Below are 14,728 nucleotides of genomic sequence, written 5' to 3'. Positions count from 1 at the left end.
TATCGAAAAAAAATCACTGGTTTACAGCGGAATGATGAGCGATTGCCTGTTTCAGCTTGCTGACGGCTTCTGCTATTTCATCCTTAGTCACGGTGAGCGGCGGCAGCAGCCGAATCACGTTCGGGCCGGCCGGCAATACAAGCAAGCCTAATGTCTGCAATTCAGCAATAATGTCAGCAACCGGGCCATCACACTCAATTCCAAGCATTAATCCTTTACCTCGGATTTGTTTAACAAAAGGGCTCTTTAGCTCTGCCTCAAGCTGTTCTTTTAAAAACGCCCCTTTGTCAGCAGCCTCTTGCAAAAAGTCAGGCTGGAATACAATTTGCAATGTGGCATTCACAGCAGCCATCGCCAGCATGTTTCCTCCGAAAGTCGTTCCGTGAGAACCAAGGGTAAACGCTTCTCCAAGCTGTTTCTTTCCGATGACAGCGCCGACCGGAAAGCCGTTTCCCAATCCTTTGGCGACTGTGATGATATCCGGTGAGAGTCCGAAGTGCTCATATGCGAAGCCTTTTCCCGTCCGTCCGATGCCGGTCTGGATTTCATCAATAATGAGAAGGGCTTGCTTTTCCTTGCAAAACGACTGTACGGCTGATAAAAATTCAGCACTCGCCGGATTGACTCCTCCTTCTCCCTGCACTGTTTCAAGCATCACCGCGGCAATATCGCCTTCCTCCCCAAGAGCTTTAAAAGCAGAAGGATCATTGTATGGCAGGTAGTGAAAGCCTCCAAGCATCGGGCCGAAGCCTGTTTTGATTTTATCCTGTCCGGTCGCAGCCATCCCTGCATACGTGCGGCCATGGAACGACTGAAGAAAAGTGATGATTTTTGTTTTTCCAGTTGCTTTTCTGGCAAGCTTTATCGCACCTTCATTCGCCTCCGCGCCGCTGTTGCAGAAAAAGACAAGATCTCCCGCACTATGCGCTGCCAGCTTCTGCGCCGCTTGCTCTTGGAGACTGTTTTGAAACAGGTTGGATACGTGCCATACGCTGTCAAGCTGTTTTTTGACTGCCTCTGTCACCGCTTCATGGCAGTGTCCTAGATTTGATACCGCAATCCCCTGAATGAAATCAAGGTACGTTTTGCCGTTTTGATCCTCAACGTACGTTCCCTTTGCTTTTTTGATGTCAATATCCCAACGGCCGTAGGTTTGAAACAAGCTGCTCATGAAACAGCCTCCTTTGCTTTGACAATTTTTGTCCCTTGAAAGGTTTGTTCTGCGAAGAATGATCCTTTACCGTTTACGATCATGACTTCAGACACCTGATCTGATAAAGCTGACAAGGCTGAATTGACCTTCGGGATCATCCCTCCTGTGATCACTTCCTGCTTGATCAGCATCTGAATCTCCTTAGGGGTCAGGACGTCCAGACGCTGCTTTTCCTTCATGATTCCATCGACATCCGTGACGAACATCAGCTTATCGGCTTCAAGCGCTCCGGCGACTGCTGAAGCAGCCAGATCAGCATTTACATTCAGCGTTTTGCAGTCGCTTGTCATAGACAGCGGCGCAATAACGGGGATGATGCCATTTTCCATCAGCGCGTTCACCATGGACGCATCGACTTTTTTGATTTCTCCCACTTCTCCGTATGTTTCCGGATCTAGATAATCAGCCTCCAAAAGACCGCCATCCTTACCAGAAATGCCCGCGGCTCGCAGTCCGTGTTTGGCAAGCTCAGCAACGAAAAATTTATTGACAGAACCGGATAAAACCATTTCCGCCACTTCCAGCACCGGCTTCGTTGTTTTCCTCTGTCCGCCCGAAAACTCTGTCTTGATATTTAACCGTTTCAGCATATTTGTGATTTCCGGTCCCCCGCCATGTACGATTGCCAGCTTCCAGCCTGACGCCCTCAGCTCTTTCAGATTTTGATAAAATTCCTCCGACAGCTCACGGATGACGCTTCCCCCGCATTTAAAAACGATTGTTTTCTTCATTTCGCTCCCCTTTATTACGTGCGATAGCTCGCGTTAATTTTGATATAGTCATAGGTCAGGTCACAGCCCCACGCTCTCCCGTTTCCGTCCCCTTCAGCCATCTTGATGACAATGGTGATTTCATCTCCTTCAAGGTATTCCTTGGCGATAGATTCAGAGAATGGCTGAGGTTCGTTATTCTTAAACAGGCATTGGCCGCCAAGATAAACCTCTACTTCTTCTGCCGTCACCTGTGCTGCGGAGTGTCCGATGGCTCCGATGATCCGCCCCCAGTTGGCATCTGTTCCGTATACTGCCGTTTTTACAAGATTTGAGCCGACAATCTTTTTGGCAATGACGTTTGCATCAAGATTGTTTTTCGCTCCCTGTACTTGGGCTTCAATTAGTTTTGTCGCGCCTTCTCCGTCTCTGGCAATCTCTTTAGCTAGATCCTCACAAGTGAGCAAGAGCGCTTTTTTAAAGACCGGCCAGTCTGGATGGTCTTCTGTCAGGCACTCGTTTTCGGCGCAGCCATTCGCCATAACTAATACCATGTCGTTCGTGGATGTTTCTCCGTCAACTGTGATTTGGTTAAATGAAACGTCAGTGATTTCCCGAAGCGCCTTTTGCAGCGCTTTTTCTTCGATTGCCGCGTCAGTTGTCACAAATCCCAGCATCGTGGCCATGTTCGGGTGTATCATCCCAGAGCCTTTGGCCGCTCCGCCGATCGTGACTGTTTTGCCGCCGATTGCCAGTTCATAGCACGTCTGCTTGATCACCGTATCAGTTGTTAAAATCGCTTCCTCAAAATCGCCTGATCCCGCAGGTGTTTCTTTCAGCAGTTCGATCCCCGCGTGGATTTTTTCCATGTCTAAATGCTCGCCGATGACACCCGTTGATGAAACAGCGACAAGCTCCGGCTCAATGCCAAGCTGTGAAGCAAAGCTCTCCCGCATTGTGTATGCGTCCTTTAAGCCCTGTTCTCCCGTGCAGGCGTTGGCAATGGCGCTGTTGACGATGACGGCTTTCAGTGTCGGTCCGTGCTTTAAGCTGTCTTGTGTCACTTTGATCGGAGCAGCCTGAAAGTGGCTTTGGGTATAAACTGCTGCACTCACGGCCGGTGTCTCGCTGATAATGACGCCGAGGTCTTTTTTCGAGTAGCGCAGTCCGCAATGCACACCCTTTGCCTGAAACCCTTTTGGCGAGGATACATCACCTGTTACTTTTACAATTTGATCTTCACTTAACTGAATCATGGTTCGATTCTCTCCCGTTCTATGGATAAATTGGCGTGATGGTGAGTCCAGTTTCTTCATTCCAGCCATTCATCAAATTAAAGTTTTGCACTGCCTGACCGGCGGCACCCTTCATTAAATTATCGATTACCGAGACGATCGTGACTCTGTTCGTTCTCTCATCGAGGGTCACGGCGATATCACAGAAATTGCTGCCGTACACTTCTTTCGTTTGCGGGTACTGACCTTTTGGCCTCACTCTCACAAAATATGAATCTTGGTAAAATTCCGAATATAAATCATGCAGGTCATCTGCGGTTAGGTCACAGGTTAATCTGGTATACATCGTCGCCATGATGCCCCTTGTCATCGGAACCAAGTGAGCCGAAAATGTAATGGGCCCGAGACCTGGCTGCCATTCATTCAGCGCCTGCTCAATTTCCGGCGTGTGCTGATGTTCATTGACTTTATAAATTTTAAAATTGTCGTTCAGCTCAGAAAAATGAGTTCCCATGGATGCTTTTCTTCCCGCTCCGGAAACACCGGTCTTCGCGTCAACGATAACGAAAGATTCATCGAGCAGTTTCTTTTGAGCCAATGGCGCGAGGCCAAGCAAAACAGCTGTTGGAAAACAGCCTGGATTGGCAATGAGTTTCGCCTGTTGAATTTGCAGTTGATTCAGTTCTGCCAGACCGTATACCGCCTCTTGAATCACCGCCTTCGGTGCCGCTGTCCGTTTATACCATTTTTCATATTCAGCCGGTTCTTTTATCCTCAGATCACCTGACAGATCAATAACCGGAATTCCCGCGTCTGCCAGCTTTGGAGTCAATTCACTTGATACTCCGGGCGGCGCAGCGAGAAACATGATATCTATTTCGTGTTTGATCGTATTCATATCAATCGGCTTCAGCTGCTGATCCGCTAAGCCGGTAAGATGAGGATAACCCTCGCTATAGACATTCCCTTCTCCGCTGGATGAATAAAGTATGCATTCCTCTGCATGAGGATGATGCGAAAGAATCCTGACAAGTTCGGTGCCTCCATATCCTGTAGCACCTACAATTCCTATTTTCAAAACAAGTTCACCCTCTTGGTCTTTGTGAAATTATTTAACATTATAACATGAATAAAAATTAATTCAATCGTATATTTAATATTTTTATTCATTTATAAATTTTCTGTTCAATGGGAATTCCGCTCAAAAAAAATCAGCACGACTCCAGCACAAAAACGTTGATGCGGTGCCGCATTTCAGCCGCATAAAAAAACAGGCTGACCGCGTCAGCCTGTTTTCATCATCATCAATCCACTCAAAAAATATAGAATAGAGCTTGCATAAAAAATCATTTGCACTGTGAAAAAGTCAGCGAGAAAGCCCCCGAGCATAATGGCTGCTGCTGAAAAGACAGCTGTCCAAAAATGGTAATTCCCGATCTTCTTTCCACGCTCTCCACTGTCTGTAAAATTAGCGATCAGCACTTTTTCTCCATGCTTTTGCATCGCTCCAAAGAGCCCTAACAGCACTTGGACGATATACACTTGAACGACGCTTCCGATATGCGGGACATATAAAAGCAGAACAGCCATCCCCCACGAGTTCAGAAGCAGAAAATAACGGCTGTCAAACCTTTCAGACAGCCGTCCGAGGAGCGGGTAAATAAGCGCTCCGCTCAACCCGAACAATCCGTAGGAAAAACCGAACTGTGTGTAGCTTGAGCCGATATTTTTCACAAACAGAATATAAAACGGAAAGATTAAGCTGCTTGCGAAAAACACGCTGCTTTGTGATAATGTCAGCCATTTTAATTTGTTTTTCCCCATTATTTATACCTCTGATAAAAGTAATTCATAAAGCGCTCATCCGGGTCATAGGTTCGTTTTTTCTGAAAAAACGCTTCACTTTTCGGATATGCCTGTCTCATTTGCGCTTTTGTCTGGTAGGTCATATAAGGCAGATAATAGCTGCCGCCGTGCTTGATGGCAACGTCTGTCATGCGCCTGATGATTCGGGCGGTATCTGCCTGGTCTTCTTTTGAAAAGCCCTCGTTTATTAATAGTACGAGCGAAAACATATCGTCCTTCGCATAGGAAAGGTCGGCCTTTTCATTTTTCTGCACGTAGCGGATCGTAATGTTCAGCAGGTTCAGATCTTCGTCCGACAGCGTTTGTCTCAGGTCATCAATATAGGACCCATACTCCTTCACGGGCACAAAGTATTCTTGCAAAACATCTGTGTTGTCATTGTTTTCATACTCAAGAAACTTTGATTCGGACCGCATGACGTTATTGCGTGAAATCTCTGTGCCGTTCTGGCTCAGGAAATAGGATTGCTGTGTGTCCCACAGCCAATTCCTCCCCCATTCATACCGTCTTGACAAGCCGAGTGCAAACTTTGTGGCTCCCGTATACTCGTCTTCTTTAAGTTCGCTGTATGAGGACAGCTGATCCTGATGATTAGCCAATACGTAATTCGTGACATACATGTCTTTCAGAAATCCTTTTTTCGCTGTTGAAATTCGCGCCAGATGCATTCGGACATCTGGATTTCCTTTTACATGCTTTGAAAAATAGTCTGAGTATGTGCTGTAATTCATTTTTTCTGTCTTCATGACATACAGCTCATCATCTGTCAGCTCAAGCGTTACATCAAGAATCACGCCAAAAAGGCCGTACCCTCCGATGACCGCCGTAAACAAATCATCTTTTGGAGTGACAGTGATAATCATCCCGTCAGCTTTTAAAAGCCGGAATGATTTGACTGTATCAATTAGCGAGCCGTAGCGAATATCACGTCCGTGTGCATTTGCGCTGAGAGATCCGCCGATTGTAAAAATGTTTTGTGACTGCATGACTTTTACCGCGAGTCCGTATGGATTCACGTATTTCTGGATATCATTCCACGTTGCACCGCTTTGCACCCTGATGGTTTTCTTCTCTTGATCGAGTGACAGGATTTTGTTGTAGCCCGTCATGTCGAGAACGATGCCGTCCTCATAATATGTATGGCCGCCCATGGAGTGCTGGGCCCCGGCGATTGAAATTTTTATGTTTTTTCGATTTGCCTCTTTGACTGTGTCAATGAGCATTTCCTCTTCCTGCCCTTTCACTGTCTGCTTTATTTTTACAGGCATCAGGCGGCTGACATCCGTCATCTCGCTTGTGGCTGTTTTTTGCTCTGAGTTCACAGAGTACGCAAACAGGGCCGCATACGCGCCAGTACAAAGCGCGAATGCAAGCAATTTCTTTTTCATAGTGCTCTCCCTGCTGTTTTTATGACCATTATACCATGACTGCGTCCTCATTTTTCCAAATTATCTTCTTGCCCGTTTTTCGGCACGGCGGTCGGCGACGATAAAGCAGGCGTGAATCGCGCCCGGCAGCCAAAAGATACAGGTCAATATGAGATTCAGCAAGGCCTGAAACGGTTTTCCCGAAAACAAAACAGCAAGCGGCGGGCATAAAACTGCCAGCAGGTACATCATTTCCTTTCACTCCTTTCAGCTGTAAAAAAGGACAGCCTCACATGTCAGGCTGTCCTTTTTTGTTTTATTGAATGCCAAGCGCAATTTTTGCGTATCTGGACATTTTATCCCTAGTCCAAGGCGGATTCCATACAATGTGAACCTCTGTGTCTTTCACTTCAGGAAGGTCCGCTAATGCTTTTTTCACCTCATCCACGATAATCGGCGCTAAAGGGCATCCCATTGATGTTAGCGTCATGGTGATGTGCGTCAAGCCATCTTCATCCATATCAACGTCATATACCAAGCCGAGGTTCACGATATCAACGCCAAGCTCAGGATCGACAACCTGTTCCAGGGCGCCCATGATGTTTTCTTTTAATGCTTCTTCCACGTTCCCTCACTCCTTTTTTCTACAGTATAACGTAAATTCAGCTCTTGTTAATAACTTAGTGCTTTATAAGTACGTTTCAAACCATTCAATCGTTTTTAACACAGCTGCCCGCGGGACTTTATGGTCAGCGTTTTCATCTCCGATAAATTGCAGGCGTTCCGGCTGCTCGCTGTAATGGGATTTAATCGTGTCATAAAATTTCCGGGTCGGCGCGTAAGGCACAACTTTATCTTTTGCGCCGTGCCAAAATAAAAGCGGGCGCTGTTGCAGTTTCTCCGGCTGAAGGCTGAGATCCCGCAACTCGAGACGTTTCATCAGCTGCTGTACCTTCTCTTCCGGCACATCGATTTCAATGCCCTGAGATTGAATATGGTCAATCTGCTGCTGAAACAGCTCCACGTAATTCGGGCTTCCCATCAGGCTGACGCCGGCTTTTATCCAATCATATGCAGTCAAAGCGCCAAGCGTTGTGATGCCGCCCATTGACGTGCCTGCGAGACCGATGCGGCCGCCGTCTATCAGGCCCTCTTTTTCAAAATGGTTTTTAAGTACGCCGATCTCTTCAATCTCGTTGAGGACGATATCCCAAAAATGCCCCGCCAGCTCTTCAACAGCCATTTCTTCTCCCCGTTCCCCATGGTGCAAAGCCTCCGGCAGAACGGCTCTAAAACCCTTCTCCGCAAGCAGATAAGCAATATGAAGGTTGTGTTCCTTCGCGCTTGTAAAACCATGTATAAAGATCACGAGAGGAACAGCGCGGTGCCTGTTCTCTTCCTTTACAATATGTAAAAACGGAATACCGGAAACGGTTTGATTCTCAATTTGTATCACAATGTGCCCCTCCTTAGGATAACCATAATCATAAGTGTAACATGTAGACAATAAAGATGGTAAAAAGCTACACTGTAAGTAAGGCAAAACAAGCAAAATCTAAGGTTAAAGGAGCTTTTCATGGAGACAAAACCCTATTTAATCGCATTAGATTTAGATGGAACATTATTAAAGGATGATAAAACCATATCTGAAAACACCCTTCATACGATACAGCGCCTAAAAGATGACGGGCATTATGTCTGCATCTCAACAGGCCGTCCGTATCGTTCAAGTTCCATGTACTACCAGCAGATGGAGCTGACAACGCCAATTGTCAATTTTAACGGAGCATTTGTCCATCATCCGCAAGACGACAGCTGGGGACGGTATCATACGTCACTGCCGCTTGATGTTGTCAAACAGCTCGTGGATATCAGCGAGAGCTACAACGTACATAACGTGCTTGCTGAAGTGATTGACGACGTATACTTTCATTACCATGATGAGCACCTGATAGATGCCTTTAACATGAACACAACAAATGTAACAGTCGGAGACTTGCGGGAAAATCTCGGTGAAGATGTGACGTCTGTACTCATACATGCAAAAGAAGAGGATGTGCCGGCAATACGCTCATATTTATCGGATGTGCATGCCGAGGTAATCGACCATAGAAGATGGGCCGCTCCGTGGCATGTCATTGAAATTATCAAAAGCGGCATGAATAAAGCGGTCGGCCTGCAGAAAATCAGCGATTATTACGGCGTGCCGAGGGAGCGGATCATTGCTTTCGGGGATGAGGATAACGATTTGGAAATGCTTGAATTTGCAGGCTGCGGCGTTGCAATGGGAAATGGAATTGACGCGGTCAAACAGATTGCCAACCGAACAACGGCTACAAATGAAGAGGACGGCGTGGCAAGGTTTTTGAAAGAATATTTCTCACTTTAAAGAAGGCCCGTATTAATTTTTCCCACTCATAAACCTTACTTTACCCCACCATACTATTGAAGACGACTCATCTCGTCAAAGTATGGAAGGGGGCAGTCTCAAAATGGGTAAACGAAGCAAATCCAGAAGGTTTATTCAGCAGGGTAAAGACTCCATCGGGCTACACGCCGCAAGATTTCCATATCGGTCTACTTTAGAAGAAGCTCACCAGCATGCCGCGGCACGAGACTCGGCCGAAAGCCAGGTTGAATATTAAATGAGAAATGAACTGTTTCAGCAGGCAAAATCATTTGTTCAACAGGCGGTCATGGTGACAAACGGCTTTGAGGAAGGCGATCAGGAGCAAGCGATTCTGAGAGCCAAAAATGCTGTATCTTCTGCGTATGCCAATTCGACAGATGCGGAACGTCGCCAGCTGCATCAATTTCAGAATCAGCTGGACAAACTGCAATAAAAAAAGGCTATGGCGACTCGCCATAGCCTCTTATTTGACTTCAAACTGCTGAACAGCCTGAACCTGCTTAAGATTTTCCGCCCTGCCCTTAAATGTCACCTTTACCTCATAGGTTCCGGGCTCAGGGACTTCCTTCCACACATCAGAGAAATCATATGTTTCTCCGGATTCAAGCGTCAGGTTTTGAAAAGCCTGCGTAAACATTTTGTCTTTCGAATAACGGTATCTTTCTTTGTGCTCAGAATCATACACGACAAGTTCAAATTTTTGCCCTGTGCTGAATTGAAACTCAATAGCACGTTCGCTTTGGTTCTTCAGCGACATGTTAAACTTGATTTGTTCAGGCTCCTGAATTGCGTCAATAGATAAAACAACCTCTTGATTCTCCATTCCGCCTGATACCTCCTTATCGGGTTCTGTCTGCTCATCTTTCCCGCAGCCTATCAAAAGCAGCACGGGGAGGAGCATCACAAGCAGCCGTTTCACGACTTCCACCTGCTTTCGTCAGTCTTTTCTAAAGAAACCAAAAATCCCTGTCGTTTGAACAATGTTCGTAAATGCTTTCGGATCAACTTCTTTGACGATCTTTTCTAAATCGTACAGTTCATACCTCGTGATGACGATAATCATCATTTCTTTCTGTTCGTTCGTAAAAGCTCCTTTTGCCGGAACAGTTGTGATGCCGCGCACCATTTTTCCGTAAATGGCTTCCTTGATTTCGTCCGCTTTTTTCGTCACAATCATTGCCGTAAGCTTCATGTGGCGAGTGTGAATGGCGTCGATCACCCTCGTTGTCACATATAGTGTAACCAGGGTATATAATGCTTTCTCCCAACCTTGCAATAATCCTGCCGTCAAGATGATAATCCCGTTCAGAATGAAGAAATACGTGCCGACGGGTTTATCCTTCCACTTTGCAAGCACCATGGCGACGATATCAAGCCCGCCTGTCGAAGCTCCGTATTTTAATGTTAAGCCGATACCGACTGCGGAAATGACGCCGCCGAACACCGCGTTCAGCAAAATGTCATGTGACAGGCTTGTTTCCGGCAGGATCCCCATAAACAGAGTAGTGAGTGCGACACTTAAAATGCTGTACACTGTAAACGATTTGCCGACCTTCAGCCATCCTAAAATACCGACTGGAATGTTTAAGAGGAACAAGAGCGTTCCCGTCGATATGTAAAAGGGGGCATATTGATCAACGACGCTTGATAAAAGCTGGGCAACACCTGTAAATCCGCTGGCATATACATCTGCAGGTATCAAAAATAAGTTCAGCCCGGCAGCATTGAGTAAAGCGCCGATGATGACGATGAGTAATTTTTTTGTTTGATCTAGTACCATGGCATGTTCCTCCGCTCTTTCTTCTTTATTATGTTTTCCCTTAAAACAAATATTTGAACACGATTTTGGCAAATTAATATGATATAGTTGGCTTAACTCTCATGATAACGAGCGATAACGGAAAGAAGGGAAGCAATATGACAGTTCATCTCATCGCTGACAGCGCCACTGATTTGCCTCGTTCTTATTTTGAAGAAAAAGGCATTGGCTTTATTCCGCTCAGGGTTTCTCTCGGCGATAAAGAATTCGAAGATGCAGTCACAATTCATGCGGATCAAATATTTGAAGCGATGCAAAATGGAGAAACGCCTAAGACATCCCAAGCCTCACCGCAAACAATTAAAAATGTGTTTTTGCAATATGCCGAAACAGGTGATCCCGCTCTTTACATTGCCTTTTCCTCAGGTCTCTCCGGCACGTATCAGACAGCTGTAATGATCGCCAATGAAGTGAAGGAGGAATTCCCCGATTTCGATTTGCGGGTCATTGATTCCAAATGCGCTTCATTAGGATACGGTCTGGCTGTCCGGCATGCTGCCGATCTCTGTATCAACGGGAATACAATACAAGAAATTGAAACGTCTGTAAAGAACTTTTGCAGCCAGCTTGAACACATTTTTACCGTTGATGATTTAACATATCTCGCGAGGGGCGGCCGGATATCCAAAACGTCCGCTTTTGTCGGCGGCCTGTTGAATATTAAACCGCTGCTTCAGATGGAGGACGGCAAGCTTGTGCCTCTGGAAAAAATCCGCGGACAGAAGAAACTTTTCAAACGGATCATCGAGCTTATGAAAGAGCGCGGGGATGATTGGAGCAATCAAACCGTCGGGATTAGCTACGCCGCGAACAAAGAAAAAGCCACGGACATGAAACACCTGATTGAGGAAGCGTTCAAGCCGAAAGAAATCATTATGCATCCAATCAGTTCAGCAATCGGCTCGCATGCCGGCCCAGGTACATTGGCGATATTCTTTTTAAGAAAATGAGCAAACAAAAACAGTCAGACTCTGTGTCCTGACTGTTTTTGTTTGCTCATAGAATGCCGACAGCCTCATACGCCTTTTCGACTGAAACTGATTGCTTTGAGCCTTCACCGTATAAATCATTGGCAGCTTCAATCGCCGCTTGCTTCATCATGCTGAAATCTGTAGATGCCGTTACATAATATGTTAAAGCCCGATAGTAAATTTGTTCACTTGCTTCACGCCCAATCCCTTCAACCTGTACACCGTGGTGCACGCCTCCTTCTGCAAGAAGATAAGCTGCTTTATTGTGAATGGACGAATTGATATGGACTCCGCCATAATCCTCTGTTCCTGTGTAGCGGTTCGAGTAATGATCTGGATTTCCCTGCTTAGATGGGTCCTCCAATGACCGCAATGAATCTCCTGCAATACCAGGAGTATAGACATCTTCGCCGATCTCCCAATCATCACGGTCAGCCATCGCGCCCATAATGTCAGAAATGGACTCATTTAATGCACCGGGTTCTCCTTGATATAAAAGACCGGCGGAATACTGTGTGACTGCGTGTGTGATTTCATGCGCGACAATGTCGAGCGATCCAGACAGCGGCTTAAATTTCGAACCGTCTCCATCCCCGTATACCATCTGGACACCGTTCCACGCAGCATTGTTCCATTGTTTGCCGACATGCACGGTAGACGTAATCCTTGCTCCGTTTTGATCAAAAGAATCACGGCCAAATGTCTTGCTGTAATAATCGTAAACGGCTTGCGCATTTGCGTGTGCGTCTACAGCCGCAGGTTCATTAAATACGGACGTGCTGCTGACTATTTCTTTGCCCGTATACCCGATCAGTTGAGACAAAAGCGTAAACAAGGTTTCGTTCAGGTTCTTCGCGTCAAATGTATTGATCCCTTTTCCCCTTGTTTCGTCAGCCAAATAAAAGCGCCCATTTTGTTCTCTGACGTCAAAGCTTTTTTCATCACCTGATACGCCGATTCCTGTACCTGCCGTTTCATGAATGGCATTAAAGGACTCAATGACCTTTCCGTTTTTGGCATCGATGAAATAATGCCAATAGCCAGGCTCAGGTTCAGATGTCGAGAGTCTCACAAGGTAGGCGAGATCATATTCACCGTCGTGTGGATAGATATATAATTCGCCTTTTGGTTCCCCATCAAGATATTCGATTTTTCCAATGGAAGCCTCGAGCTCACGCCTTGCTGCATGTATTGCTTTTTTCTCAGAAATAGACGGTGTGATGGAGACGTCCTTGATTTGCGGATGCACCTTTCCAAAGAAACTTTTCACTTGTTTGTTTTCCTTCATCGCGACCGCTTGTTCAAAGCCGTAAATCGGAATTCCTTTGTAAACCTCCGTTAATTTAAAAAACGTTTGTTTTGTCTTTGGATCCTTTATGGTTTTCGAAACACGAAAATGGCTGTTCGCATTCCCTTTGAGCTTAAACTGCGTTTGATGCTTGTCAAGATAGGAAAATAGCGATTCTTTCTGGGTTGTGTTTTGTACCGGCTTCTGCGGTGACTTTTCGATGATGTATGAAGGGGTTTGATACGTATGGTCGTATTTGATGCTTTGATCAGCTGAGGCATGTGTTACAAAAACCATTTGGGCCGCCGTGCATAAGCCGGCCAGTAATAGAGATGTCTTGGTCAGGTTGCGCAAAACACCACATCCTTCCTATTTTGGAATCTACCATTTTTCTTCATCCTATCAAAAATACAAAAACTTGTATGTGGTGCTTCGTTCTTATTTTCCCAAAAAAGAAGGGCAGAGATATTTCGCTCTGCCCTTCTTTTTCTACTCTACTAATTTTTTATTGACATAAATAATAACCCCTGCTCCATATGCCAGTATAAGCGGAGGTATGAGCTGCTCCTGACCTTGAAATGAGATAAAACTATTCAGCAAAATGAACAAACCGGAATTCAAGAAAAAGTAGCCTGCTATTCTGGCCAGCCGGTCTTTATCCCGTATACGCGCCTCGTTAAACCCAGCCAGCATCCAGGTTTGTTTTTTGATTCCGACAAAATAGGCAACCACAAAGAATAAAAGCGCGATGACAATTAATAGATAATTGATGCTGATTTCCATCTTACAGCCTCCTACAAGATTACTTGATGTTAAGAAAAAGAAAAAAAGCGGCGCAGCTTACTGCAATCAGCAGCAGGACGACAAGCGCATTGAGGAACGGGCTCAAAAGAAGCACCACTGCTAAAAACAGCAGATAAACCGCACCGACTCGCGAAATCGTAACAATCTCCTTTTGAGAGCGCATTTTGTTTTTTCTGACACCTGCAAACATCATCAATTTTTTCCGCTTCCATACATATCCGGCGAGCACCATTAAATAAACAGCCAGCGGCAGATGTCTGAAGTCGGACGGCAGCAGCGGCAGGGCGATAATCGTGACAATGAGAAGGACCGAAAGCCAGCTTTTGCCCAATAAAGACCTCCTCCTTTTCGTCTCTCCCCCATCACCTATCATCAATTCGGCAAGCTCCTTCGGATGAGAAAATTCAGATTCAACAGCTTCCTGCAGTTCCTCTTCACTAAGGCCGGCTTTGATTCTGTCTTGAACGAATGCGGTGATATGCCCCTTTAATTCGTCGATAGCGTTTTCTCTCTCTACATCAGGCATATTCGCCAGCTCTGCATTTAGTTCCTCCATGTATCGGTCAATGATAAGCTGTCCATTCATAGCAAATCCCCCGATAAAGACAGTAAGGCTTGATGGGTTTCCAGGTATTTCTCCAGCCGTTCTTTTAACATTTCTTCTCCTTTTTGTGTCATTTTGTAATACTTTCTTTTCGGGCCGTCCAGTGAATCTTCCCAAAAAAATTCGATCCATCCCTTCTCGGTCATACGTTTCAGAATCGGATAAATCGCTCCCTCTGAAATAGCCAGAGCCGAGGTGGTTTTTAAGGATGACGTCAGCTCATAACCGTACATCGGTTTAGAACGCAGAAGGGATAGGATGGCCAGCTCGAAAATCCCTTTTCGAAATTGAACAATCCAGCGGTCATTAACTTGATTCGTTTTCATGGTTTAAATATATCGAAAAAACCACTATATATCAATCACATATAGCAGTGTAAAATGTCCTGTTTTTTCTTTTAACAAAAATGGAATTTCTCATACTTTTTAACCTTTTTATTAC

General features: G+C 45.6%; 19 protein-coding genes. 4 read left to right on the top strand and 15 right to left on the bottom strand.

The genetic code is table 11. From position 1 onward, the window contains the following. Positions 1-13: 13 nt before the first annotated feature. The 9 genes from MKY10_RS06005 to MKY10_RS05965 form a co-directional block, all read right to left on the bottom strand. Positions 14-1,171, bottom strand: a complete 1,158-nt coding sequence (locus tag MKY10_RS06005) for an acetylornithine transaminase (RefSeq protein WP_113713001.1) — start codon at positions 1,169-1,171, stop codon at positions 14-16. Further along, positions 1,168-1,944, bottom strand: a complete 777-nt coding sequence (gene argB / locus MKY10_RS06000) for an acetylglutamate kinase (RefSeq protein ID WP_003232987.1) — start codon at positions 1,942-1,944, stop codon at positions 1,168-1,170. The genes MKY10_RS06005 and argB overlap by 4 nt, the downstream gene beginning before the upstream one ends. A gap of 14 nt (positions 1,945-1,958) precedes the next feature. After that, complete coding sequence (gene argJ / locus MKY10_RS05995) at positions 1,959-3,179, bottom strand: bifunctional ornithine acetyltransferase/N-acetylglutamate synthase (RefSeq protein ID WP_003232989.1); 1,221 nt, start codon at positions 3,177-3,179, stop codon at positions 1,959-1,961. Positions 3,180-3,198: 19 nt separating this feature from the next. Next, positions 3,199-4,236, bottom strand: coding sequence for an N-acetyl-gamma-glutamyl-phosphate reductase (gene argC, locus MKY10_RS05990; RefSeq protein WP_003232991.1), 1,038 nt, complete (start codon positions 4,234-4,236; stop codon positions 3,199-3,201). A gap of 206 nt (positions 4,237-4,442) precedes the next feature. Continuing rightward, complete coding sequence (locus tag MKY10_RS05985; RefSeq protein ID WP_003232993.1) at positions 4,443-4,982, bottom strand: MFS transporter; 540 nt, start codon at positions 4,980-4,982, stop codon at positions 4,443-4,445. Beyond that, positions 4,982-6,412, bottom strand: coding sequence for an FAD-binding oxidoreductase (locus MKY10_RS05980; RefSeq protein WP_003232994.1), 1,431 nt, complete (start codon positions 6,410-6,412; stop codon positions 4,982-4,984). The genes MKY10_RS05985 and MKY10_RS05980 overlap by 1 nt, the downstream gene beginning before the upstream one ends. 60 nt (positions 6,413-6,472) lie before the next feature. After that, on the bottom strand, positions 6,473-6,643 hold the full coding sequence (locus MKY10_RS05975) for a YqaE/Pmp3 family membrane protein (RefSeq protein WP_003232996.1): 171 nt from the start codon (positions 6,641-6,643) through the stop codon (positions 6,473-6,475). Between the two features lie 64 nt (positions 6,644-6,707). Then, positions 6,708-7,016, bottom strand: a complete 309-nt coding sequence (locus MKY10_RS05970) for a metal-sulfur cluster assembly factor (protein ID WP_003232998.1) — start codon at positions 7,014-7,016, stop codon at positions 6,708-6,710. A 63-nt stretch (positions 7,017-7,079) separates the two neighbouring features. Further along, positions 7,080-7,847 (bottom strand): prolyl oligopeptidase family serine peptidase, encoded by a 768-nt coding sequence (locus MKY10_RS05965; RefSeq protein ID WP_003233006.1) that lies wholly within the window; start codon positions 7,845-7,847, stop codon positions 7,080-7,082. Between the two features lie 120 nt (positions 7,848-7,967). On the opposite strand from MKY10_RS05965, the gene yitU reads away from it, so the two are divergent. The 3 genes from yitU (at position 7,968) to MKY10_RS05950 (ending at position 9,234) form a co-directional block, all read left to right on the top strand. Beyond that, complete coding sequence (gene yitU, locus MKY10_RS05960; protein WP_003233007.1) at positions 7,968-8,780, top strand: 5-amino-6-(5-phospho-D-ribitylamino)uracil phosphatase YitU; 813 nt, start codon at positions 7,968-7,970, stop codon at positions 8,778-8,780. 103 nt (positions 8,781-8,883) lie between these two features. After that, positions 8,884-9,036: a hypothetical protein gene (locus MKY10_RS05955; protein ID WP_017695668.1), complete on the top strand. Its 153-nt coding sequence runs from the start codon at positions 8,884-8,886 to the stop codon at positions 9,034-9,036. Next, entirely contained in the window at positions 9,037-9,234 is a 198-nt protein-coding gene (locus MKY10_RS05950) for a DUF3813 domain-containing protein (RefSeq protein WP_003233010.1), read from the top strand. 30 nt (positions 9,235-9,264) lie between these two features. On the opposite strand, the gene MKY10_RS05945 is transcribed toward MKY10_RS05950, so the two are convergent. Both MKY10_RS05945 and MKY10_RS05940 read right to left on the bottom strand, forming a co-directional pair. Further along, complete coding sequence (locus MKY10_RS05945; protein WP_014479419.1) at positions 9,265-9,720, bottom strand: BsuPI-related putative proteinase inhibitor; 456 nt, start codon at positions 9,718-9,720, stop codon at positions 9,265-9,267. An 18-nt stretch (positions 9,721-9,738) separates the two neighbouring features. Then, on the bottom strand, positions 9,739-10,581 hold the full coding sequence (locus MKY10_RS05940) for a YitT family protein (protein WP_003245017.1): 843 nt from the start codon (positions 10,579-10,581) through the stop codon (positions 9,739-9,741). Positions 10,582-10,718: 137 nt separating this feature from the next. Here MKY10_RS05940 and MKY10_RS05935 point away from each other — a divergent pair, with 137 nt between their 5' ends. Then, positions 10,719-11,570, top strand: coding sequence for a DegV family protein (locus MKY10_RS05935; RefSeq protein WP_003245785.1), 852 nt, complete (start codon positions 10,719-10,721; stop codon positions 11,568-11,570). Positions 11,571-11,616: 46 nt separating this feature from the next. Here the strand turns inward: MKY10_RS05935 and nprB are convergent, their stop codons facing one another. From nprB to MKY10_RS05915, 4 genes are all read right to left on the bottom strand, one after another. Continuing rightward, complete coding sequence (gene nprB, locus MKY10_RS05930; RefSeq protein ID WP_019712362.1) at positions 11,617-13,233, bottom strand: neutral protease NprB; 1,617 nt, start codon at positions 13,231-13,233, stop codon at positions 11,617-11,619. A gap of 135 nt (positions 13,234-13,368) precedes the next feature. Further along, entirely contained in the window at positions 13,369-13,662 is a 294-nt protein-coding gene (locus MKY10_RS05925) for a DUF3784 domain-containing protein (RefSeq protein ID WP_003233021.1), read from the bottom strand. A gap of 19 nt (positions 13,663-13,681) precedes the next feature. After that, positions 13,682-14,269: a hypothetical protein gene (locus tag MKY10_RS05920; protein WP_061891211.1), complete on the bottom strand. Its 588-nt coding sequence runs from the start codon at positions 14,267-14,269 to the stop codon at positions 13,682-13,684. Beyond that, positions 14,266-14,613: a PadR family transcriptional regulator gene (locus tag MKY10_RS05915; RefSeq protein WP_003245674.1), complete on the bottom strand. Its 348-nt coding sequence runs from the start codon at positions 14,611-14,613 to the stop codon at positions 14,266-14,268. The genes MKY10_RS05920 and MKY10_RS05915 overlap by 4 nt, the downstream gene beginning before the upstream one ends. Positions 14,614-14,728: the final 115 nt, after the last annotated feature.

Source organism: Bacillus sp. FSL P4-0290 (assembly GCF_037975435.1).
GTDB classification, from domain to species: domain Bacteria; phylum Bacillota; class Bacilli; order Bacillales; family Bacillaceae; genus Bacillus; species Bacillus subtilis.
This window is presented reverse-complemented; position numbering and strand designations above follow the sequence as displayed.

Coding starts and splice junctions, on each gene's coding strand:
- yitU (WP_003233007.1), top strand. CDS start 7,968: ATGGAGACAAAACCCTATTTAATCGCATTAGATTTAGATGGAACATTA.
- MKY10_RS05950 (WP_003233010.1), top strand. CDS start 9,037: ATGAGAAATGAACTGTTTCAGCAGGCAAAATCATTTGTTCAACAGGCG.
- MKY10_RS05940 (WP_003245017.1), bottom strand. CDS start 10,581: ATGGTACTAGATCAAACAAAAAAATTACTCATCGTCATCATCGGCGCT.
- MKY10_RS05975 (WP_003232996.1), bottom strand. CDS start 6,643: ATGATGTACCTGCTGGCAGTTTTATGCCCGCCGCTTGCTGTTTTGTTT.
- MKY10_RS05935 (WP_003245785.1), top strand. CDS start 10,719: ATGACAGTTCATCTCATCGCTGACAGCGCCACTGATTTGCCTCGTTCT.
- MKY10_RS05955 (WP_017695668.1), top strand. CDS start 8,884: ATGGGTAAACGAAGCAAATCCAGAAGGTTTATTCAGCAGGGTAAAGAC.
- MKY10_RS05915 (WP_003245674.1), bottom strand. CDS start 14,613: ATGAAAACGAATCAAGTTAATGACCGCTGGATTGTTCAATTTCGAAAA.
- MKY10_RS05985 (WP_003232993.1), bottom strand. CDS start 4,982: ATGGGGAAAAACAAATTAAAATGGCTGACATTATCACAAAGCAGCGTG.
- argB (WP_003232987.1), bottom strand. CDS start 1,944: ATGAAGAAAACAATCGTTTTTAAATGCGGGGGAAGCGTCATCCGTGAG.
- MKY10_RS05920 (WP_061891211.1), bottom strand. CDS start 14,269: ATGAATGGACAGCTTATCATTGACCGATACATGGAGGAACTAAATGCA.
- argJ (WP_003232989.1), bottom strand. CDS start 3,179: ATGATTCAGTTAAGTGAAGATCAAATTGTAAAAGTAACAGGTGATGTA.
- MKY10_RS05980 (WP_003232994.1), bottom strand. CDS start 6,412: ATGAAAAAGAAATTGCTTGCATTCGCGCTTTGTACTGGCGCGTATGCG.
- MKY10_RS05925 (WP_003233021.1), bottom strand. CDS start 13,662: ATGGAAATCAGCATCAATTATCTATTAATTGTCATCGCGCTTTTATTC.
- MKY10_RS06005 (WP_113713001.1), bottom strand. CDS start 1,171: ATGAGCAGCTTGTTTCAAACCTACGGCCGTTGGGATATTGACATCAAA.